This is a genomic window from Streptomyces sp. NPDC002896, from assembly GCF_040295225.1.
Classification (GTDB): domain Bacteria; phylum Actinomycetota; class Actinomycetes; order Streptomycetales; family Streptomycetaceae; genus Streptomyces.
The window spans coordinates 234,479-255,987 of record NZ_JBEOVA010000008.1 but is presented as its reverse complement, the minus strand read 5'-3'; the positions used below and the strand labels follow the sequence as shown (position 1 = coordinate 255,987).

Here is a 21,509-nt window from a genome sequence, read left to right as displayed (position 1 = left end):
GGCCCGGTCAGGGTCCTCGGGACGGTCGCACGCCGAGGGGTTCCGCAGCCGGTCCGCCATCCGCGCACGGGTTCGCGCCCGTCGCCAGAACGATCTCGCTCCACACCTGCTTGCCGCCGCTGACCGGTACCGATCCCCAACATGCGGACATGGCCTCGACGAGGAGCAGCCCGCGGCCGCCGGTCGACTCCCAGTCCACGATCACCGGCTTGGCCGGCGCGCGCGGAGACGTGTCGCTCACGGCGACCCGAAGCCGGTCCCCGGCGAGCGTGAGGTCGAGGCGCACCGCGCCGTGGGTGTGCACCAGCGCGTTGGTGACCAGCTCGGAGACGACGAGCAGCACCACGTCGGCCTCCTCGGCGAGGTTCCAGGACCGCATGGTGCGGGCGGTGAACCGGCGCGCGTGCATGACGGCGTCGGGCAGCCGCCATACGGTCCAGCCGACCCGGATCGGGCGTACCTTCAGGCCGTCGTAGCGCATCAGCAGCAGCGCCACGTCGTCCTCCCGCCGGCTGCGGTCGCCGAGGAGCTCGTCGGCCACGCGCCCGGCATCGGACGGATCGGTGGTGGAGAGGACCTCGTGCAAGCGGAGCAGGCCCTCGTCCAGCGGCAGGCTCGAGGACTCGACCAGGCCGTCCGTCGCCATGACGAGGAGCGTGCCCGGGGTCAGTCCGGCCATGGTCATGGGGTACTCGGCGTCGGCGAGCACGCCCAGCGGCAGTCCGCCCTCGACGGTCATCTCCTCGGTGCTGCCGTCCGGGTTGCGCAGCAGCGGTGGCAGATGGCCCGCCCGGACGAACCAGGCGTTGCCCTCCTCGATGTCCAGGTCGACGTAGCAGCAGGTGGCGAAAAGATCGGTCTCCATGCCGACGAGCAGCCGGTTGGCGTGCGAGACGACGACGTCGGGCGGGTGGCCCTCCACGGCGTAGGCCCTGATCGCCGTACGGATCTGGCCCATGATCGTCGCGGCGGCGGCGCTGTGTCCCTGCACGTCCCCGATGACCAGCGCCACATGGCGGTCGGAGAGCGAGATGACGTCGTACCAGTCGCCGCCCACCTGCAGCCCTCGCCTGGCGGGCAGATAGCGGGCGACGGCGACCCCGCCGGGCAGGTCCGGGAGTCTGCGCGGCAGCAGGCTGCGCTGGAGCGTCGTGGCGAGCTCCTGCTCGGCGTCGTATGTCTGCGCGCGCATCAGGGCCTGTCCGACCAGCCCCGCGGTCGCGGTGAGCAGGGACCGTTCCTCGGGGACGAACTCGTGCGGCTCGTCCCAGCCGACGAGGCAGACGCCCGCCACCCGGCCCTCGGCCAGGAGCGGCAGTACGGCGAGCCCGCCGGGGCCGACGCCCGCGAGGCCCGGTTCGAGCTCGATGCCCGCGGGCCAGAGGCTGGTACGGCCGTCGCGCAGTGCGCTCTGCAGCGTGGGCAGGGCGTGCAGCGGTGCGTCGGGCCACTCGGAGCGCCATTCGGAGCGCCAGACGTCGGGCCAGGCGCTGGGCTCCGGCGGGTCGAGGACGGTGACCACCAGTCTGTCGGCCTCGAGCCCGGCGAGTGCGACCCGGTCCGCTCCCAGCGGCTCGCGCAGGGCGATGGCCACCACGCGGCTGACGTCCCGGACGGACATCGCGTCGGCGAGTGAGGCGGCCAGCCGCTGCACCCGGGAGACCTCGTCGGTGGCGGTGCGCAGCGAGGAGGCGTCGGCGACCACGCCGAGGACCTGCTCCGGCACCCGGCCCGGCCCCCGGTCGCTGCCGGCCGGGACCCGGCAGCTCAGGCGCAGCCAGCGCAGTTCGCCGCTGGGGCGGCGGATGCGGAAGTCCAGTTCCCGGCCGCCGGCGGCCTGCCGCGGTTCGACGACCGACATGAGCGCGGGCAGGTCCTCGGGGACGGTCTGCGCGAGCAGGGTCTCCACCCTGCCGTCGAAGTCGTCGGGGGCGACGCCGACCAGCTCCAGCACGCGTGCGTCCGCATCGATACGGCCCGAGGCCGGCGCCAGGGTGAACGAGCCGATGCCCAGACGGTCCAGGGCCGGGCCCAGCAGCGGTCGTGGTGTGACGGGGGTGCCGACCGGGGGGCCGCCGGCCGGGGTGCCGCCGGGGCCGGGGCCGCCGGGGCCGGGGCCACCGGCGCTGGGGCCGCCGCGGCTGGGGCCGCCGGTGTCCGTGGTGCTCGGGCCTGCGCTGTCTGGGCTCCCGCGGCCCGGGGGCCCGTTCTCCGGACCTTCGCCACCGCGGGCTCGGCCGCCCGGGCCCTGGCCGGATGTGCCCTGTCCGCCCGGGCCCTGGCCGATCGGGCCCCGCCCGCCGCCCGGGCCCTGGCCGCTCGGTTCGGCGGCCGCTTCGAGTCCGGCGGCGACCTCTTCGGCGTACAGCTCCAGGAAGTTGCGCTGCTCGGGAGCGAAGCCGTCCGCGGTGTCGCCGACGACAAGGAGACAGCCGAGGCGCCTGCCGTTCGTCGCGAGGGGCACCACACCCAGCGACGCGCCGGTCGGAGCGGCCGGCGTCTCCGAGGTCTCCGAGCCGTTCTCCGTCTCGCGGTACCTGTCGAGTTCGGCGGCGTCCCACCACATGGGGCGGCCCGCGCGGAACGCGTCGGCGGCGGGAGAGCGACCGGACAGGGGGTAACTCTCGGGCGGCCCGTACCGGGCCGGAGTGCTCGCGTTCCGCTCGCTCCTCTCGGCGAGGTCGAGCAGCCGCAGCCTGTCGTCCTTGCCGGCCAGTGCGTAGACAGCGCTCAGCAGGACCCCGGCGAAGACCAGGACCTGGTCCTTCATGCCCGGCTGCGGCTCCGAAGGGCGTGGACTGGCCTGGACCGCCCCGGCCAGGTCCGCCCTCGGCCTGGGGAGCCCGGCACCGGCACCGCCGTCATCGCGCATGTCGTCACCCGACCTCCCCTCCACACCCAGCGCACTGGCAGGCAGAGGCCCGGAAGAAAGCAGACGGCCGTGATGCAGGCTTCGGACGGAGCCATGCCTGAATCCCGCCGCCTCGAGGCAAGGCGCCCACACCATCAGAATGGCACCAGGCGGGGCGGGCTGCGAGGGCAGGCGGGGGTGGGCTGGGCTTGGCGCCCAGCCTGGCCCCGCCTGCCCTCGCAGCCGAAGTCGCAGCCCTTCCCCCGGGGAACCGCCAACTGGTCGGCACAGTCCTTGGTTCTACGCGGTGAGCTTCTCCAAAGCCCTGTCCACGCGGGCCAGGGTCTTCTCGCGGCCCAGTACCTCGAGGGACTCGAAGAGGGGGAGGCCGACCGTGCGGCCGGTGACGGCGACGCGGACCGGGGCCTGGGCCTTGCCGAGCTTGAGGCCGTGCTCTTCGCCTGCGGCGAGGACGGCGGCCTTGAGGGCCTCCGCGTTCCAGTCGGCGGCGGCGAGCTTCTCGCGGGCCGTCTTCAGAAGCGCGTCGGAGCCCTCCTTCATCGCCTTGGTCCAGGACGCCTCGTCCTCGACCGGCTCCGGCAGGAAGAGGAAGTCCACGTTCTGGGTGATGTCCGAGAGGACGGTCAGGCGCGTCTGGGCGTGCGGGGCGATGGCCTCCCACGCCGCCTGGTCGAAGTCCTCCGGCGCCCAGGGGGCGCCCGGGGCCTTCAGCCACGGGCCGCAGGCCTCGACGAAGGCCTTCGGGTCCAGCAGCCGGATGTGGTCGGCGTTGATCGACTCGGCCTTCTTCAGGTCGAAGCGGGCCGGGTTCGGGTTCACGTCCGCGATGTCGAAGGCCGCCACCATCTCGTCCAGCGAGAAGATGTCGCGGTCGGGGGCGAGCGACCAGCCCAGCAGGGAGAGGTAGTTGAGGAGCCCCTCGGGCAGGAAGCCGCGCTCGCGGTAGAGGTTCAGGGACGACTGCGGGTCGCGCTTGGAGAGCTTCTTGTTGCCCTCGCCCATCACGTACGGCAGGTGCCCGAAGGACGGGATCTCCTTGGCGATGCCCAGCTCGATCAGCGCCTTGTAGAGGGCGACCTGCCGCGGGGTCGAGGACAGCAGGTCCTCGCCGCGCAGGACGTGGGTGATCTCCATCAGGGCGTCGTCGACCGGGTTCACCAGCGTGTAGAGGGGCGCCCCGTTGGCGCGGACGATGCCGTAGTCCGGGACGTTCTCCGGGGTGAAGGTCAGCTCGCCGCGGACCAGGTCCGTGAAGGTGATCGGCTCGTCGGGCATCCGGAAGCGGACGATCGGCTCCCGGCCCTCGGCCCGGTACGTCTCGGCCTGCTCGGCGGTCAGCACACGGCAGTGACCGTCGTAGCCGGACGGCTTTCCGGCGGCGCGGGCCGCCTCACGGCGGGTGTCCAGCTCCTCCGTCGAGCAGTAGCAGTAGTACGCGTAGCCGCCGTCGATGAGCTTCTGCGCGACGTCCTTGTAGAGGTCCATGCGCTGCGACTGGCGGTACGGCGCGTGGGGGCCGCCCACCTCGGGGCCCTCGTCCCAGTCGAGGCCGAGCCAGCGCAGGGAGTCGAGCAGCTGGTTGTAGGACTCCTCGGAGTCGCGGGCCGCGTCGGTGTCCTCGATGCGGAAGACCATGGTGCCGCCGGTGTGCCGGGCGAACGCCCAGTTGAACAGGGCGGTGCGGACCAGGCCCACATGGGGGTTACCGGTCGGCGAGGGACAGAAACGTACGCGGACGTTCGCGTTAGCCACGCTTGATCACCTTGTTGGTGAGAGTGCCGATGCCTTCGATGGTGACGGCGACCTCGTCGCCGACACCGAGGGGGCCGACCCCTGCCGGGGTGCCCGTGAGGATCACGTCGCCGGGGAGCAGCGTCATGGCCTCGGAGATGTTGACGATCAGATCCTCGATGGGGTGGATCATCTCGCTCGTACGGCCCAGCTGGCGCTGTTGGCCGTTGACCGTGCACTGGATCGTGAGGTCGGACGGGTCGAGATCCGTCTCCACCCAGGGGCCCAGCGGGCACGAGGTGTCGAAGCCCTTGGCTCGCGCCCACTGCTTCTCGCGCTTCTGGACGTCGCGGGCGGTGACGTCGTTGGCGCAGGTGTAGCCGAGGATGACGTCCTTGACGCGCTCGCGCGGGACCTCGCGGCACATCCGGCCGATGACCACGGCCAGTTCGGCCTCGTGGTGCAGGTCCTGCGAGAAGGAGGGGTAGGCGATCTCGTCGCCGGGGCCGATCACCGAGGTGGACGGCTTGAAGAAGGCGAAGGGTGCCTCCGGCACCTCGTTGCCGAGCTCCTTGGCGTGCTCCGCGTAGTTGCGGCCGAAGGCCACGACCTTGTTCGGGAGCACGGGGGGCAGCAGGCGGACCTTGCTCAGCGGGACCTTCGTGCCGGAGAGCTCGAAGTCCGCGAACGGGATGCCCTTGATGATGTCGAGGACGAGCTCGTCGGGGCTACTGCCCTCGACCGCGCCGAAGGCGACATTGCCGTCGATGGAGAATCTGGCGATGCGCACGAGTGCCTTGCGCCCCTCTTCTTCCGCTGGCTGGATCTGACGCTCCAGGCTAACGCGGCGGGGGTGCGCTCCTCGCGCCAATAGGCGCGGCCCCCTCCTGGGTGCCGTCGCTGGCCGTCTCCGGCGCCGTCGCCTACGGGCGGTGAGTGGGGCGGCCGCTGCGGGCGGACACACCGGCACGTCCCCTCACGTCCGAGGACGCCTGCGGGCCGGTGGGGGTACGAGACCTGTACCCCGCGGGGCAGGGCCGCCCCCGGGGTACTCCCCGGGAGCCCGCTACGCGGCGGAGGACCGCTCCGGGACCTCCATCAGAACGGTGCGCCGAGGATTGGCGGTCTGCGTCGGCAGCTCGACGGGGTGCTCCGGCAGCTCCGCCACGGTCGTCAGCTCGTCGGCGTCCTCGAGGTGCGCCAGCGTCGTCCGCCGCGGATTGGCTATGTTGCGGAACATCATCGTCGTCTTCATCTGTCGATCGTGACCTTGTCCAGTACGGGCGCCGGCGGCGCCGGTTGACGGATTCGCCATCCCTGTAAAGCGCCAGGTTAAACGTGCAATTCCCAACCAACGCCGGGAACACCCCTTGATGTTCATGTGAGTTTGCTCACGAGCTAGTGCGCAAATGGGTCAATTCAGGCCGTCAACTCACCCCGGAGAAACGGACATTGCGCCACGGACGGCATCATTCCGCTCCCGATCATGTCGACTGGGACAGTCCATGACGGCCGGGATCTCGTGGGCAAACGCCCGTTATGTACGGGAACTCTTTCTACGCCTCGTAACCCATCACTCACTGGAGGTGACAGGGGCCATCCCGTGACACTCGGCCCTTGTTGGAGATCCGGCACTGTGCTGAAATTCGCGGGACCGCCGCAGATTCGAACCGGCGCGCAGGGGGCGCAACGCAGCGCCGAAGCGGCGGAGGAAAGGGGAAGCAGCGCCGGTCACTCACGACCACCATGGGGATTCAGTTCCCCACGACGCCGACACCGTCCCCCCGTCACCGGAGGGACGCCTGGTCCAGAGGTTGCGACGCTAGTGCAGGGACGTTTCAAGAGGGACAGCAGCGCTGCGGCTGAGCAGGAGCCGCACGGCGGGACCGACCGCGGCTCCTCGCCCCAGCACGCCCAGAGCCCCGGCCCAGGGCAGTCCGGCGACGGTGGTGAGCGCGGAGCCCGCACCGGCGCGCCGGGCGCCAGTCTGCCCGCGGCGCAGCCCCGGGCGAAGGCACCGACCGGCCCCGGCTCGCGCCTGGCCCTGCGCAACTGGCGTATCTCCACGCGCCTCGTCGCGCTCATGACCCTCCCGGTGGTCGCCGCGACCTCGCTCGGTGCACTGCGCATCAGCCAGTCCATGGACGACATCCAGCAGCTCGACAACATGAAGCTGCTGACGGACATGACGAAGCAGGCGACCGACCTGGCGGCCGCACTCCAGGATGAGCGCGACCAGTCGGCGGGCCCGCTCAGCCACGGCGCCGCCGTCTCGGACTACGCGATCAAGGGTCCGCGGGAGACTACGGACGATCAGATCGAGGCATTCCGCGAGGGCTCCCGCGATATCGAGGACGCCGACGGCGTGGGGGCTCTCGACGGCATACGCGACCACGTCGTGCAGATCAACCGCCAGCTGGCCACGCTCAAGAGCATCCGCAAGGACGCCTACACCGACCCGACGAACTCCTCGCAGACGGTCGACGCCTACAGTCGCCTCATCGAGCAGCTGCTGTCGCTCTCCACGGACATGGCGCAGGCGACCAGCAACCCGGAGATGATCCAGCGCACCCGCGCCCTGGCCGCCTTCTCCACCGCCAAGGAGTACGCGTCCGTGCAGCGCGCCGTCATCGCCGCGGCGCTGCCGGCGACCCCCAACCAGGCGGGCAAGCTCTCCGAGACCGACAGGCGTTACGCGGCCGCCGCGGCCGACAGCGAGGACTCCGAGCTCACCGCCTTCACCAACATCTACGACAGCTACGGCGGCAACGCCGCGGAGCTGACGAAGCCCATCGACAAGGGCAACGCCACCATCACGGCCGCCGACGACTACGCCGCGGGCGCGCTACGGGAGGGCGGTCTGCGGCTGCAGGAGAAGCGCTCCTACAAGGACTGGCTCGACGCGGACTCCACCAAGATCGAACAGATGCAGAAGATCGAGCTCACCCTGCTCGACGAGATGGAGCAGAAGGCCCGTGAGCTGCGGAGCGAGTCCGAGCGCGAGGCGTATATCAGCGGTGCGCTGATCCTGCTCGTCCTCGGCATCTCGCTGGTCGGCGCCTTCGTCGTGGCGCGGTCCATGATCCGCTCGCTGCGGCGGCTGCAGGACACCGCTACCAGGGTCGCCCAGGACCGCCTGCCCGAGCTGGTCAAGCAGCTCTCGGAGTCCGACCCGCAGGACGTCGACACCTCCGTCGAGTCGGTCGGTGTGCACTCACGGGACGAGATCGGCAAGGTGGCCTCGGCCTTCGACGACGTGCACCGCGAGGCGGTCCGCCTCGCCGCCGAGCAGGCGCTGCTGCGGGGCAACGTCAACGCGATGTTCACCAACCTCTCGCGCCGCTCGCAGGGTCTGATCCAGCGTCAGCTGTCCCTCATCTCCGAGCTGGAGTCGCGCGAGGCCGACCCGGACCAGCTGTCCTCGCTGTTCAAGCTCGACCACCTCGCGACCCGTATGCGCCGTAACGGTGAGAACCTGCTCGTTCTCGCCGGTGAGGAGCCCGGCCGCCGCTGGACGCGTCCCGTTCCGCTCGTCGACGTGCTGCGCGCCGCGGCCTCCGAGGTGGAGCAGTACGAGCGCATCGAACTGGCCGCGGTGCCGGCCACCGAGGTCGCCGGACGCGTCGTCAACGACCTCGTGCACCTGCTCGCCGAGCTGCTCGAGAACGCGACGTCGTTCTCCTCGCCGCAGACCAAGGTCAAGGTCACCGGTCACGCGCTGCCCGACGGCCGCGTACTGATCGAGATCCACGACACCGGCATCGGCCTCTCCCCCGAGGACCTCGCCGCGATCAACGAGCGGCTCGCCTCGCCGCCCACCGTGGACGTCTCGGTCTCCCGCCGCATGGGTCTGTTCGTGGTCGGCCGTCTGTCGCAGCGGCACGGCATCCGCATCCAGCTGCGCCCGTCCGACTCCGGTGGTACGACCGCACTGGTCATGCTGCCCGTCGACGTCGCCCAGGGCGGCAAGAAGGCTCCGGGCAAGCCGGGTCCCGGCGGCTCCGGCGGTCCGGCGGCGGCTCAGGCCGCCGCGGGTGTCGCCGCCGCGCGCCGCGGAGTCGGCGCCGGTGCGAACGCGGGCCGGCTGGGTGCCGGTCCGGCGCCGCGCGGGCAGGTCGGGGCCGGTGCGGGTCCGCGGGCGGCGCTGCCGTCGCGTGACCCCGAGCCGGGACGTCCGGGCCCGCAGTCCGGCCCTGGAGGCGGCGGGCTGTTCGGCGGCCCGCAGGACGCCCCGTCCTCCCCCCAGCAGGGCCAGGGCAGGCCCGCCCCCGCCGGTGCCGGTGCGGGCGGGCTGCGCCAGGCTCCGCCGCACGGCGGTTCGCGGGCGGCCCAGGCACGTACGGGCGACCCCGCCGACGAGGGGCGCACGCCGCAGCTCCCGCCGCGCGGCGGCCCGCGCGCCGAGCTGCCCGGCGGCAACCCCAAGCCCCGGGTCCCGAGCGCGCCGAGCTGGAGCAACGAGACCGGTCAGCCGCCGGTGTCCCGCGCCTCGCTCGACACCCCGCGCGGCCACGAGGAGCCGGAGTCCACGGCGCCGATCCCGCGGGTGCACGGCCGTCAGGGTCCCGGCCCCGGCGCGCGCTACCCGAGCCCGGTCCCCGACGACCGCCAGGGCCCCGGCTCCACCGCAGAGTTCGCGCGGCCCGACTTCGACGCTCCGCGCTCCGACTTCGACGCTCCGCGCCCCGCCGGCCAGCCCCCTCAGGGCCCCGGCACGCATCCCGGTGCCAACCCGCCCGGCAACACGGGCCAGTTCGTCCGTGCGGACGTCTTCGGCAGCCCGAACGCGTCCGGCAACACCGGTCAGTTCCCGGCACCGGGCTACCAGACCCCGCAGCAGGCGCCTCACGACAGCGCCTCCACCGGGCAGTTCGAGCGTCCCGTCGCGGGCGGCATGCAGCCGCGCGGCGACCGGGACGGCTTCGACCCCCGCGGCGGCCAGGGCGCCCCGCGGCCGCCGGCCCCCCGTGCGGACCGCATCCCGCAGCAGCCCCAGGGCCCCGCGCGGGAGCCCGAAGCCCTGCCGCCGGCCTCCGGCCCCGGTGACGGCCGGACGCCGTTGTACGACACTCTCGAAACGAACTGGTTCCGCGGCCAGCAGGGCGGCGGCGATCAGCAAACCGACCCGCAGCAGCGGCCGCCCCAGCCGCAGGCGCCCGCTGCTCCGGCCCCGGCCCGTCCGGCCCCCGCGACCGCCTCCCAGGCGGCCCCGGGCGACCCCGCGAACGCCGCCTGGCGCAGCTCGCCGAACGACGAGCTCGTCCGGCAGGCCGAGCGGGTCCGCAAGCCCTCCGCCGGCGGTGTCACCACCTCAGGACTGCCTCGCCGGGTGCCTCGCGCGAACCTCGTCGCGGGTACGGCGCAGCAGCAACAGCACCAGACCGGTCCGCAGGTGTCGCGTGCGCCCGATGACGTACGCGGCCGGCTGACCAATCTCCGTCGGGGCATCCAGCAGGGCCGGGAGGCCGGTACCGGCCAGACCGGCAGCTTCCCCCGCCCCACTCACCAGCAGGAGCGTTAGTTGAGTCAGATGAGCCAGGCGGCACAGAACCTGAACTGGTTGATCACCAACTTCGTGGACAACACCCCCGGGGTGTCCCACACCGTCGTCGTCTCCGCCGACGGACTCCTTCTGGCGATGTCCGAAGGCTTCCCGCGCGACCGCGCCGACCAGCTGGCGGCCGTCGCCTCCGGCCTGACCTCCCTCACGGCCGGCGCCTCCCGCATCTTCGAGGGCGGCACCGTCAACCAGACGGTGGTGGAGATGGAGCGCGGTTTCCTGTTCCTCATGTCCATCTCCGACGGCTCGTCGCTGGCGTGCCTGGCGCACCCCGAGTGTGACATCGGCCTCGTCGGCTACGAGATGGCTCTGCTGGTCGACCGCGCCGGTGCCGTGCTCACGCCGGACCTCCGCGCCGAACTGCAGGGCAGTCTGCTCCACTAACACCCGGATTCAGCCCACCGCTCGGCCCCATCGAACGTACGATCAAACCCCCACGAACGTACGAACACACCGTCCGGCCGCCAAACCCGCATTCCCCCCACCGGCTCTGTCAGACGGCACGCAAACCCCTTGCTGTCACCCGGAGGATCCATGACCCCGCCCACCGCCTCTCACGACCCGTACGGAGCTCAACACGCGCCGTACGGCGACGAAGGCGACCAGCCGCTGGTCCGTCCCTATGCGATGACCGGCGGGCGGACCAGGCCGCGGTACCAGCTCGCCATCGAGGCGCTGATCAGCACCACGGCCGACCCGGCCCAGCTGATGGGGCTGCTGCCCGAGCACCAGCGGATCTGCCACCTGTGCCGCGAGGTCAAGTCGGTGGCGGAGGTGTCGGCGCTGCTGTCGATGCCGCTCGGCGTCGCCCGGATCCTGGTCGCCGACCTGGCCGAGGCCGGACTCGTCGCCATCCACCAGCCCGGCGGCGACGAGAACAACGGCGGCGCCCCGGATGTGACACTGCTCGAGAGGGTGCTCAGTGGACTTCGCAAGCTCTGACGGAGCGCGGGCGACGACCTCCGCGAAGATCGTGGTGGCGGGCGGCTTCGGCGTCGGCAAGACCACGTTCGTCGGCGCCGTGTCGGAGATCAACCCGCTGCGCACCGAGGCCATGATGACGACCGCGTCCGCGGGCATCGACGACCTCACGCACACCGGGGACAAGACGACGACCACCGTCGCCATGGACTTCGGCCGCATCACCCTGGACCAGGACCTGATCCTGTACCTGTTCGGTACGCCGGGTCAGGACCGCTTCTGGTTCATGTGGGACGACCTGGTACGCGGCGCCATCGGAGCCGTCGTGCTCGTGGACACGCGCCGCCTGGCGGACTGCTTCCCCGCGGTCGACTACTTCGAGAACAGCGGCCTGCCGTTCGTCGTCGCGCTCAACGGGTTCGACGGGCACCAGCCCTACGCCCCCGATGAAGTGCGGGAAGCGCTGCAGATCGGCCCCGACAGCCCGATCATCACGACGGACGCCCGCCACCGTGCGGACGCAAAGAGCGCGCTGATCACGCTGGTCGAGCACGCGCTCATGGCACGCTTGAAGTAGAGCGTCAAGTGGGCCCATCCATACGGCAGTTGCCGTAGTCGCCCTGGAGCCGCTTGTGTCGTTTGACACGGTCAGCCTCGGTGTTCATAACGTTTCGACAGAGAATTTCGGTGCCACCGACACGCGTCGCGGTCGCATGGTGTCACTGTGCTCATATGGGCCCCGCCTTTTGGCGGGGCTCGCTCTTTATGACCGTTTTATCTGGGGCTTACCGCCCTTGGAACTTCCGCTTCCCACTGTTTGGAAGACCACCGCCTGACGTGCTGGAATGCGGCTGAACTGCCCAGTAGACGGGCCTGAGGACACACAGCGGCACAACGTAGGTGCCGACGCCGAGAGGTTGTTGGTCGAGTGAGGCGAAGCAAGAGCAGTCCCGAGCCGTCGGCACGGGGCAACTTCACCCCGCCGCCGCGCGGAGCGGCGCCGCCCGCGTATGCATCCGGTGCCGAGCGCTCGGCGCCGGCGCCGAGCGGCAGCCGGCTCTCCCCGCGCAACTGGCGAGTGCCGACCCGGCTGAACGCGATCCTGCTCATACCCGTGCTGGTCGGCCTCGTCATGGGCGGCTTCCAGGTGAAGGGCTCGATCGACACCTGGCAGGACGCCCAGGACGCCGAGAACACCGCGCGCCTGGTGCGCGCATCGCTGACGTACTCCAACCGCCTCATCGACGAGCGCGACATCTCTGCCGAACCGATGCTGCGGGGCAAGCGCGACGACGAGGCCGTGACCAAGGCGCAGGCCGCGACCGACGAGGCCGCCGACGAGTTCGACGCCGCCGTGGAGAACATGCCGCAGCGGGACGGCCTGCTGCGCCGCCTCGCCGGATTCCGGAAGGTCGAACCCGGCCTGGAGAAGCTGCGCGCCGCCGCCTACACGAGCAAGCTCTCCGGCGCGCAGACCGAAGAGGGCTACGTCAAGATCCAGCACCCGCTGATGGAGTTCGCCAACGAACTCGGTCTGGGCACGGGCAACATCACCAGCTACGGCCGCACCGTCTACGCCATCTCGCTGGCCAAGGCCGCGGCCTCCCTCCAGCGCTCCATCGGTATGCACCTGCTGATCAAGCCGGGTCCCACCGCCACGAGCCTGGCCCAGCAGCGCGTGGCCCTCACCTCGTACGCGTACCTCGAGAACATCGCCATCGAGGAGTACACCGGCGGTGGCACCCAGTCCGACGCCGCCAAGCTGGAAGCGGCGGAGAAGCAGCTGAAGGCGGACGGCGAGAAGCAGGCCAAGGCGGCCGCCGCTGCCGCCAAGGCGAAGGGCCAGACCTACGTCCCGCCGCCGGACACCAAGACGATGATCGGGGCCCTCGCGCAGCTGTCCACCACGCAGCCCAGCGCCCGGCTTGCCCTCGCCCAGCAGGGCATCACCCCCGAGAACTGGTGGGCTGTCAACACCGCGAAGTTCGACGCGTACCGCGAGATCGAGTCGGACCTCGCCGACAAGGCCGTGAACGAGGCCTCGGGCATCGCTGACGACGCCAAGCGCGACGCGTTCATCACCGGTGCGATCGTCGTCGTCGCCCTGCTCGCCGCGTTCATCCTCGCCGGCCTCGTCGCGCGCCAGATGAGCCGCTCCATGCGCCGACTGCGCAACGCCGCCTTCGGCGTCGCCGAGCAGCGCCTGCCGATGCTGGTCGACCAGCTCTCGCGCACCGACCCGGGCCGGGTCGACACCCGCGTCGAGCCCATCCCGATCACCAGCACGGACGAGATCGGCGAGGTCGCCCGCGCCTTCGACCAGGTGCACCGCGAGGCCGTCCGGCTCGCCTCCGAGCAGGCCCTGCTGCGGGGCAACATCAACGCGATCTTCACCAACCTCTCGCGCCGCAACCAGTCGCTGATCGAGGGCCAGCTGACCCTGATCACGGACCTCGAGAACAACGAGGCCGACCCGGACCAGCTGGAGAACCTCTTCCGCCTGGACCACCTCGCGACCCGTATGCGCCGCAACGGCGAGAACCTCCTCGTCCTCGCCGGCGAGGAGCCGGGCCGCCGCTGGGACCAGCCGGTGCCGCTCGTCGACGTGCTGCGCGCCGCCTCCTCCGAGGTGGAGCAGTACGAGCGCATCGAGCTGTCCGGTGTCCCCGAGGCCGAGATCCACGGCCGCGCCGTGACCGACCTCGTGCACCTGCTGGCCGAGCTCCTCGAGAACGCCACCACGTTCTCGTCGCCGCAGACCAAGGTGCGCGTCACCGCGACGCGTCTGCCCGACGGCCGCGTGATGATCGAGATCCACGACAAGGGCATCGGCCTGACCGCCGAGGACTTCGCGGACATCAACCACAAGCTGGCCAACCCGCCGACCGTGGACGCCGCGATCTCGCAGCGCATGGGCCTGTTCGTGGTCGGCCGGCTGTCCGACCGGCACGGCATCCGGGTCCAGCTGCGCCCCTCGGGCGAGCAGGCCGGTACGACCTCGCTGGTCATGCTGCCGGACGGGATCACCCACGGTGGCGGCGGCCAGCACCACGTGGACGACTCGGAGTTCACGGTCTCGTCGATGATCCCGCGGCAGGATGCCTTCGAGCCCGCGCCGCTGCGCACGGCGGCGGAGCTCGGCTTCGACGACAGCCGCTACACCGAGGTGCCGGACGACATACGCGAGTTGGACCCCGTCGGCCGTTCGCTGATGCGCGAGGAGCGCCGCGCGGCCCTGGAGGCCCAGGCGGGGCCCCTGCCCCAGCGGGGCGCCGAGCCCCCCGTGTTCGGCAACGAGACCGGCCCGCAGCAGCCGTCGTACGACGATCCCGCCTACGACCAGCAGCACCCGTACGACGACCGTCAGGTGGCGTACGACAACCAGCAGGGCGTGTACGGCGAGCAGCCGCAGAACGCGTACGACGAGCCGTACTTCCAGGGTCCCGGCGGCTACCCGGAGCCGGCCTATGCGGAGGCCCCCCAGCCGGACCAGCAGGGCCCGGGGCAGGATTCCTTCAACGGCTTCGGCGCCCGTCCCGGCCAGGGCGACTGGCAGCAGCAGACGGGGTACCAGGGCGGGTACCGGGCCGATTACGCTCCGGAAACGGAATCTGCTCAGGCCGCTGACGGAAACCCGCAGGACCGCGTAGGCTTCGACCGTCCTGGACCGACCTCGGGCGCCGGCCACCAGCTGACCGACGCCGGCCTTCCGCGCCGCGGCTCCACCGCGAGCAGCAACGGAGGCTCCCCCACCGGCCCGCAGCAGTGGCAGCCGGAGACCGGTCAGGACAGCCTGCAGCAGCGCCAGGACCAGGATCTGCCCGCGGGCAACGGCGGCGACAACGGCGACTGGCGCTCGGCCAACGACGAGCGGTGGCAGCGCGCCGGGTCGCTCCGCAAGCCCAAGGCAGGCGGGGTCACCCCCTCAGGCCTGCCGCGGCGGGTCCCCCGGGCCAATCTGGTCGAGGGCACCGCCGAACAGACCCCGCAGGGCGGCCCCCAGGTCTCCCGCGCTCCCGAGGACGTCCGGGGCAGGCTGAGCAACCTGCGCCGGGGCGTCGAGCGGGGACGCAATGCAGGTAGTGACACGAACGGCCAGGGCTTCGGTCCTGACAGCACCTACAACCAGGAGCGTTAGTGTGAGCCCGATGAGCCAGGCGGCACAGAACCTGAACTGGTTGATCACCAACTTCGTGGACAACACCCCCGGGGTGTCCCACACCGTGGTGGTCTCCGCCGACGGACTCCTTCTGGCGATGTCCGAAGGGTTTCCGCGCGACCGCGCCGACCAGCTGGCGGCCGTCGCCTCCGGTCTGACCTCGCTGACCGCGGGCGCGTCCCGCATCTTCGAGGGCGGCAGCGTGAACCAGACGGTTGTGGAGATGGAGCGAGGATTCCTCTTCCTTATGTCCATCTCCGACGGCTCGTCGCTCGCGGTCCTTGCACACCCCGAAGCGGACATCGGCCTCATCGGGTACGAGATGGCACTTCTCGTGGACCGTGCGGGTTCGGTCCTCACGCCCGATCTGCGCGCCGAGCTCCAGGGCAGCCTTCTCAACTAACAGACAGACAGTGCGTATTCGCGTCCCGTGGCCTTAAAGTTTCGGGACGCGACCCCACCGTAACGGGTGCCCGGCGCAGTCGGAGGAGGAAAAAGTGGCAACACCCCCAGACGGTTCGTCCTCGGCCAACTGGCCTTACGGCCATGGCCAGGGCGAGGGTGACGGTTCGGCGAACCGGTACAACTTCCCCTCTGCGCCGAGCCAGCGGCGTCAGCCGTACGTCCCCCAGCAGCCGCAGCAGCCGGCTCCTGGTCCGTCGCCGTACGACCCGTACGGCCAGCCTCAGGCACCCCGCATCCAGCCCGTACAGCCCCAGCGGCGCGCCCCCGAGCCGGCGCCCGCAGGGTCGTCCAACAACCCTCTGGTGCGCCCGTACGCCATGACAGGCGGACGCACCAGGCCGCGGTACCAGCTCGCCATCGAGGCGCTGGTGCACACCACGGCGCAGCCGCACCAGATGCAGGGCCAGCTGCCCGAGCATCAGCGGATCTGCAACCTGTGCCGGGAGATCAAGTCAGTCGCTGAGATCTCGGCACTTCTCACCATCCCCCTCGGCGTTGCCCGGATCCTCGTTGCCGACCTGGCGGAGGCCGGACTTGTCGCCATCCATCAGCCCGGCGGCGACGAGAACGCCGGCGGCCAGCCTGACGTGACACTGCTCGAAAGGGTGCTCAGTGGACTTCGCAAGCTCTAGCGGCGATGTAGCCCGCTCCACTACCTCCGCGAAGATCGTGGTGGCGGGCGGCTTCGGCGTGGGCAAGACCACGTTCGTCGGCGCGGTCTCGGAGATCAACCCGCTGCGTACCGAAGCCGTGATGACCTCGGCTTCCGCGGGCATCGACGACCTGACGCACACCGGGGACAAGACCACCACCACGGTGGCCATGGACTTCGGCCGTATCACCCTGGACCAGGACCTGATCCTGTACCTGTTCGGTACGCCGGGTCAGGACCGCTTCTGGTTCATGTGGGACGACCTGGTACGCGGCGCCATCGGCGCGGTGGTCCTCGTGGACACCCGCCGCCTGGCGGACTGCTTCCCGGCCGTCGACTACTTCGAGAACAGCGGCCTGCCCTTCGTCATCGCCCTCAACGGCTTCGACGGGCACCAGCCGTACAACCCGGAGGAGGTCCGCGAGGCTCTGCAGATCGGCCCGGACACCCCGATCATCACAACGGACGCCCGCCACCGCGCAGACGCCAAGAGCGCCCTGATCACCCTGGTCGAACACGCCCTGATGGCCCGCCTGCGCTAAGCGCTCCGCTGGGAAGTGCGGTGATGAGGCTGCGGGCCGGTGGGGGCTGGTCGCGCAGTTCCCCGCGCCCCTTACGGGGGGGCTGCCCCGCCGCCGCTGCGGGCAATCGTGCCGCTGGGGCGATGGGGGTCCCCCCTGCTCGAGCGAAGCCGAGAGCTTGGGGGAGGGTGGGCGCAGCGGCACCCCGACGGCGGGCAGCCTGACTCGCTGCGGCGCCCACGACGCACGTACAGCACAACAAGGCCCGGCACCCAAATGGGTGCCGGGCCTTGACGCTTAACCAGGTGGGCCGGAGGCCTCAGTGCCAGCTGTGCGGCGCCCGGAACCCGGGCTCGCGCTCAAGCCGGCGCCACCCGGCCTTGGTCCGCCCCCGGTGGACCGAGGACGCATCGGACCGCGCGGCGGCACGGGCCATGAGGATCGCCGTGATGGCCGCGAGCTCCTCGGGCTCGGCGTGCCCCTTCTCGACGCGCAGGAGGTTGCTCTGGTCGGCAGGTGCGGCAGGTGCGGCAGGTGCGGCAGCAGGAACGGTCATGGGTTCAGTCTCCGTGAGAGAGGGTTCCGCAGGGTTACCGCGGATGATCCGCGGGGTTACTGCGGGGGGTTGCCGTGCTTGCGCGAGGGCAGGTCGGCGTGCTTGGTGCGGAGCATCGCGAGGGAGCGGATGAGCACCTCGCGGGTCTCGGCCGGGTCGATGACGTCGTCGACGAGACCACGCTCAGCGGCGTAGTAGGGGTGCATCAGCTCGGCCTTGTACTCCTTGACCATGCGCGCGCGCATCGCCTCGGGGTCGGCCGCGGCGGCGATCTGCCGGCGGAAGATGACGTTGGCGGCACCTTCGGCGCCCATCACCGCGATCTCGTTCGTCGGCCAGGCATAAGTGAGGTCCGCACCGATGGACTGGGAGTCCATGACGATGTAGGCACCTCCGTACGCCTTGCGCAGGATCAGCGAGATCCTCGGCACCGTCGCGTTGCAGTACGCGTACAGCAGCTTGGCGCCGTGCCGGATGATCCCGCCGTGCTCCTGGTCTACACCGGGGAGGAACCCCGGAACGTCCAGGAACGTGACGATCGGAATATTGAAAGCGTCACACATCTGGACAAAGCGCGCAGCTTTTTCGCTCGCCTCGATGTCCAGCACACCGGCCAGCGTCTGCGGCTGGTTGGCGACGATGCCCACCACCTGGCCGTCGAGGCGGGCGAGGGCGCAGATGATGTTGCGCGCCCACCGCTCGTGGACCTCGAGGTAGTCGCCGTCGTCGACGAGCTCCTCGATCACCTTGGCCATGTCGTACGGGCGGTTGCCGTCGGCCGGGACCAGGTCGAGCAGCACGTCGCTGCGGCGGTCGGCCGGGTCCTCGCACGGGACGTTCGGCGGGTTCTCGCGGTTGTTGGACGGCAGCAGCGACAGCAGGTACCGCACCTCGGCGATGCAGGTCTCCTCGTCGTCGTACGCGAAGTGGCAGACGCCGGAGGTCTCGGCGTGCACGTCCGCGCCACCGAGGCCGTTCTGGGTGATCTCCTCGCCCGTGACGGCCTTGACCACGTCCGGACCGGTGATGAACATCTGCGAGGTCTCGCGGACCATGAACACGAAGTCCGTGAGGGCGGGGCTGTAGGCCGCGCCGCCCGCACACGGGCCGAGCATGACCGAGATCTGCGGGATGACCCCGGAGGCCTTGGTGTTGCGCTGGAAGATGCCGCCGTAGCCCGCGAGCGCGCTGACACCCTCCTGGATGCGGGCGCCCGCGCCGTCGTTGAGCGACACCAGCGGCGCGCCAGCCGCGATGGCCATGTCCATGATCTTGTGGATCTTGGTGGCGTGGGCCTCGCCCAGCGCCCCGCCGAAGATCCGGAAGTCGTGCGCGTACACGAAGACCGTCCGGCCCTCGACCGTGCCCCAGCCGGTGATCACACCGTCGGTGTGCGGCTTCTTGGCCTCGAGGCCGAAGCCGGTCGCCCGGTGCCGGCGCAACTGCTCGACCTCACGGAACGAGCCCGGGTCGAGCAGCAGCTCGATCCGCTCACGGGCCGTCAGCTTGCCCTTGGCGTGCTGTGCCTCGGTCGCCTTGTCGCTCGGTCCGCGCAGCGCCTGCGCACGGATCGCGTGCAGCTCGGCCACGCGGCCACGGGAGTCGGTCGGCTCAGCCGTCTCAACCGTCGCGTCACTCGCCGTGCCACTGTCCGTGGCACTCGTTGTGTCACCCGGCGTCTCGTCCAAAACGGTCATGTAGCGACCTTACGAAGCCCACCAAGCAAAACGGGCCGTCGACTCCGTACAGTCTCCGACCCGTTTTCCTGGTGCCCCCGAACAGAACCAACCGTTGATGCAGCCGAACTGACTGCTCAGAGGCCCATCCCGTTGTAGGGACTACACAAAGCCGTCACCCGAGAGGCATGTCACATTTATGTGCGCCACATGCCTTCGCTGGGGTGATTCTCGGCCGCAGCCTACGCCCGTTCGTGGGCACCTCGAGCGACGCGTACGGCCGCGGTCCCGGCTCACGATCGGGGGATCAGCAGCCGCCGCAGTTGTAGTACGTGACGTCCCAGTGATTGCCCTCGTCCGCGTAGATGTTGCCGGCGCCGGACTGCCACTGGGCGGCGCCGTCACCGCGCAGGCCTATGTAGGTGAAGGTGTTCTTGATGTAGTTCCCGACGCAGGTGTACTTGCTGAAGTCGAGCTTGTAGCCGTTCCAGTGCGAGTACGTGCCGCTCGCGTGCCCGGTCTCGGTGCCGCCGGTGATGTTGAGCGCGCAGCCGCTGGCCGACTTCAGGGTCTGGGCGCCCTGTGCGGTCGCGAGGTTGAGCTGCTCGAAGGACGTACAGGTGGAGTTGTTGCGGTCCGAGCAGCCGCCGGAGGACGACCAGGTGATGCCGGACGAGCGGAACATCGAGGTCGCGGTGGCGTGACTGATCTTCGTCACGGCGAATGCGTCGGTGGCACCGGTGAGGACGCCGAAGCCGGGGGCGAAGAGGGCTCCCAGGACCAGAGCGAGCGCGCTGACGGCCGAGCGGAGTTTCATCGGGTTCCTTCCTGCTGATGACCGTTCTGATGACGTGTGCGTACTGGCGACGCGCGCGTGCCGGTGACGCGCGGCCGTACTGCTGACGTGCTTTCAGTGCGACGGATGTGCAGGCAGAGCAGAGAGATCCTGCCCGAGGTCTACGCGCGTCCGCCAGTGCTTCCCCGAAACGGCTCGGGAGGTTGCCGGAAAGGCCCGGGATCCGACGGAAATCGTCCGCACAAGAAAGTTGAAACTTGAACGGAATAGTTCTATGGTCGGTGTCATTGAAGGTTCAACAGCTTCGGCGAAAGGCCGGGGCTCGTCCCCAAAGGAGCCAGTCATGGGTCTCTTCGGCCGTAAGAACACCACCGTCACCATCGCCGCCGCGGCCGCGCCCGCGGTCGACCCGGAGCTCGCCGCTCTGACCGGCGACTACGCGATCGACCCGTCGCACAGCGCGCTGGGCTTCGTCGCCCGCCACGCCATGGTCACCAACGTCAAGGGCGCCTTCCTCGACTTCACCGGCTCCCTGCACCTGGACGGCACGGACCCGGCCCGGTCCACCGCTTCCATCGACGTCAAGATGGACAGCATCGACACGGGCTCCGCGGACCGTGACGGCCACCTGAAGAGCGCGGACTTCTTCAAGGCGGAGGAGTTCCCGACGATGACGTTCCGCTCGACCAAGGCCGAGGCCCTGGGCGGCCCCGACTACCGCATCACCGGTGACCTGACGATTCTGGGCACCACCAAGCCGCTCACCATCGACCTGGAGTTCAACGGCTCGGCGAAGGACCCGTTCGGCAACGAGCGCGTCGGCTTCGAGGGCAAGGCCGAGATCCTGCGCTCGGAGTGGGGCCTGACGTGGAACGCCGCGCTCGAGACGGGCGGCGTGCTGGTCTCCGACAAGATCAAGCTGAACTTCGACATCTCGGCGATCAAGAACGCCGAGTGACTGCCTGCCCGCCGGTCGCACCGCTCGTTCACTGCGTACAAGCACCGCAGGCGGGGCGGGACCGGAGGGAGTACGGACCCCGGGTGCCGTCGGCGTGCCCGGGGTCAGTGCCGTATCGCTCCCCCGAGCCGTCCTTCCAACACCAGCAGCAGATCGCCGAGTTCCGTGGCGAGCCCGTGGCGGCGCTCCTCGCTGAGGCCGGCCAGCAGCGTGGACTCGTAGGCGAGCTGCTCCGGCAGCAGTTCGTCGATGAGTGCCCGGCCCTCGTCGGTGAGCGTGAGGTGGCTGACCCGGCGGTCGCGTTCGTCCGGGCGGCGCCCGATGAGACCGCGCTCCTCGAGGGTGCGTACCCGCTTGGTGATCGCGGCTCCCGAGGCGAACGTCTCGCGGGCGAGCTGCTTCGGCGTCAGGGAACGGTCCACGCGGCGCAGCGTCCCCAGGATGTCGAACTCGGGACGGCTGAGGCCAGCTCGGGTCAGCGGGGCGTCCGCGGCCTGCTGGAGCAGGGCGGTACAGCGGTTGAGCCGCCCGATGAGCGCCATCGGGGCGGTGTCGAGGTCGGGCCGGACCTGCTGCCACTGCCGCAGCACCGTTGCCACGACGTCTTCCACGGTCTTTCCTTCCATTGCCGGGCCGGGTACC

Annotated in this window: 17 protein-coding genes; 9 read left to right on the top strand and 8 right to left on the bottom strand. The window is 70.6% G+C overall.

All coding sequences use genetic code 11. The features are described from left to right. Window positions 1-7: 7 nt before the first annotated feature. From ABT009_RS17000 to ABT009_RS16985, 4 genes are all read right to left on the bottom strand, one after another. Entirely contained in the window at window positions 8-2,872 is a 2,865-nt protein-coding gene (locus ABT009_RS17000; RefSeq protein ID WP_351294579.1) for a SpoIIE family protein phosphatase, read from the bottom strand. A 279-nt stretch (window positions 2,873-3,151) separates the two neighbouring features. Then, window positions 3,152-4,624, bottom strand: coding sequence for a glutamate--tRNA ligase (gene gltX / locus ABT009_RS16995; RefSeq protein WP_351294577.1), 1,473 nt, complete (start codon window positions 4,622-4,624; stop codon window positions 3,152-3,154). Further along, window positions 4,617-5,393 carry a fumarylacetoacetate hydrolase family protein gene (locus ABT009_RS16990; RefSeq protein WP_351294574.1) on the bottom strand — a complete coding sequence of 259 codons (777 nt, stop codon included), beginning with the start codon at window positions 5,391-5,393 and terminating at the stop codon, window positions 4,617-4,619. Before ABT009_RS16990 ends, gltX begins: the two co-directional genes overlap by 8 nt. Window positions 5,394-5,669: 276 nt before the next feature. After that, the gene (locus tag ABT009_RS16985; protein ID WP_351294571.1) at window positions 5,670-5,858 is read right to left on the bottom strand and encodes a hypothetical protein; all 189 of its coding nucleotides are present in this window, start codon (window positions 5,856-5,858) and stop codon (window positions 5,670-5,672) included. A gap of 570 nt (window positions 5,859-6,428) precedes the next feature. Between ABT009_RS16985 and ABT009_RS16980 the strand changes: the two genes are divergently transcribed. From ABT009_RS16980 to ABT009_RS16945, 8 genes are all read left to right on the top strand, one after another. Further along, entirely contained in the window at window positions 6,429-10,124 is a 3,696-nt protein-coding gene (locus ABT009_RS16980) for a sensor histidine kinase (protein WP_351294568.1), read from the top strand. 9 nt (window positions 10,125-10,133) lie between these two features. Beyond that, entirely contained in the window at window positions 10,134-10,547 is a 414-nt protein-coding gene (locus ABT009_RS16975) for a roadblock/LC7 domain-containing protein (protein ID WP_067284344.1), read from the top strand. 150 nt (window positions 10,548-10,697) lie between these two features. Then, entirely contained in the window at window positions 10,698-11,105 is a 408-nt protein-coding gene (locus ABT009_RS16970) for a DUF742 domain-containing protein (RefSeq protein ID WP_067284345.1), read from the top strand. Continuing rightward, window positions 11,086-11,661: a GTP-binding protein gene (locus tag ABT009_RS16965; RefSeq protein ID WP_351294565.1), complete on the top strand. Its 576-nt coding sequence runs from the start codon at window positions 11,086-11,088 to the stop codon at window positions 11,659-11,661. The genes ABT009_RS16970 and ABT009_RS16965 overlap by 20 nt, the downstream gene beginning before the upstream one ends. 351 nt (window positions 11,662-12,012) lie before the next feature. Then, the gene (locus ABT009_RS16960) at window positions 12,013-15,222 is read left to right on the top strand and encodes a sensor histidine kinase (RefSeq protein ID WP_351294563.1); all 3,210 of its coding nucleotides are present in this window, start codon (window positions 12,013-12,015) and stop codon (window positions 15,220-15,222) included. Window positions 15,223-15,232: 10 nt separating this feature from the next. After that, window positions 15,233-15,646 (top strand): roadblock/LC7 domain-containing protein, encoded by a 414-nt coding sequence (locus ABT009_RS16955; RefSeq protein ID WP_190151225.1) that lies wholly within the window; start codon window positions 15,233-15,235, stop codon window positions 15,644-15,646. Between the two features lie 94 nt (window positions 15,647-15,740). Then, the gene (locus tag ABT009_RS16950) at window positions 15,741-16,340 is read left to right on the top strand and encodes a DUF742 domain-containing protein (RefSeq protein ID WP_351294560.1); all 600 of its coding nucleotides are present in this window, start codon (window positions 15,741-15,743) and stop codon (window positions 16,338-16,340) included. Further along, entirely contained in the window at window positions 16,321-16,902 is a 582-nt protein-coding gene (locus tag ABT009_RS16945) for a GTP-binding protein (protein ID WP_351294557.1), read from the top strand. Before ABT009_RS16950 ends, ABT009_RS16945 begins: the two co-directional genes overlap by 20 nt. Window positions 16,903-17,200: 298 nt before the next feature. Here the strand turns inward: ABT009_RS16945 and ABT009_RS16940 are convergent, their stop codons facing one another. The 3 genes from ABT009_RS16940 to ABT009_RS16930 form a co-directional block, all read right to left on the bottom strand. Next, window positions 17,201-17,437 (bottom strand): acyl-CoA carboxylase subunit epsilon, encoded by a 237-nt coding sequence (locus tag ABT009_RS16940; RefSeq protein ID WP_351294554.1) that lies wholly within the window; start codon window positions 17,435-17,437, stop codon window positions 17,201-17,203. Between the two features lie 56 nt (window positions 17,438-17,493). Beyond that, entirely contained in the window at window positions 17,494-19,134 is a 1,641-nt protein-coding gene (locus tag ABT009_RS16935) for an acyl-CoA carboxylase subunit beta (protein WP_351294551.1), read from the bottom strand. Window positions 19,135-19,420: 286 nt separating this feature from the next. Next, window positions 19,421-19,930 (bottom strand): hypothetical protein, encoded by a 510-nt coding sequence (locus ABT009_RS16930; protein ID WP_351294548.1) that lies wholly within the window; start codon window positions 19,928-19,930, stop codon window positions 19,421-19,423. Window positions 19,931-20,252: 322 nt separating this feature from the next. On the opposite strand from ABT009_RS16930, the gene ABT009_RS16925 reads away from it, so the two are divergent. Beyond that, window positions 20,253-20,867, top strand: a complete 615-nt coding sequence (locus ABT009_RS16925; protein ID WP_351294545.1) for a YceI family protein — start codon at window positions 20,253-20,255, stop codon at window positions 20,865-20,867. Between the two features lie 104 nt (window positions 20,868-20,971). Here the strand turns inward: ABT009_RS16925 and ABT009_RS16920 are convergent, their stop codons facing one another. After that, on the bottom strand, window positions 20,972-21,493 hold the full coding sequence (locus ABT009_RS16920) for a MarR family winged helix-turn-helix transcriptional regulator (RefSeq protein WP_351294542.1): 522 nt from the start codon (window positions 21,491-21,493) through the stop codon (window positions 20,972-20,974). Window positions 21,494-21,509: the final 16 nt, after the last annotated feature.

Bases quoted from the DNA above. Each gene is read 5' to 3' on its own strand.
- ABT009_RS17000 (WP_351294579.1), bottom strand. From the start codon at position 2,872: ATGCGCGATGACGGCGGTGCCGGTGCCGGGCTCCCCAGGCCGAGGGCG.
- ABT009_RS16985 (WP_351294571.1), bottom strand. From the start codon at position 5,858: ATGAAGACGACGATGATGTTCCGCAACATAGCCAATCCGCGGCGGACG.
- ABT009_RS16975 (WP_067284344.1), top strand. From the start codon at position 10,134: ATGAGCCAGGCGGCACAGAACCTGAACTGGTTGATCACCAACTTCGTG.
- ABT009_RS16970 (WP_067284345.1), top strand. From the start codon at position 10,698: ATGACCCCGCCCACCGCCTCTCACGACCCGTACGGAGCTCAACACGCG.
- ABT009_RS16955 (WP_190151225.1), top strand. From the start codon at position 15,233: ATGAGCCAGGCGGCACAGAACCTGAACTGGTTGATCACCAACTTCGTG.
- ABT009_RS16940 (WP_351294554.1), bottom strand. From the start codon at position 17,437: ATGACCGTTCCTGCTGCCGCACCTGCCGCACCTGCCGCACCTGCCGAC.
- ABT009_RS16935 (WP_351294551.1), bottom strand. From the start codon at position 19,134: ATGACCGTTTTGGACGAGACGCCGGGTGACACAACGAGTGCCACGGAC.
- ABT009_RS16930 (WP_351294548.1), bottom strand. From the start codon at position 19,930: ATGAAACTCCGCTCGGCCGTCAGCGCGCTCGCTCTGGTCCTGGGAGCC.
- ABT009_RS16925 (WP_351294545.1), top strand. From the start codon at position 20,253: ATGGGTCTCTTCGGCCGTAAGAACACCACCGTCACCATCGCCGCCGCG.
- ABT009_RS16920 (WP_351294542.1), bottom strand. From the start codon at position 21,493: ATGGAAGGAAAGACCGTGGAAGACGTCGTGGCAACGGTGCTGCGGCAG.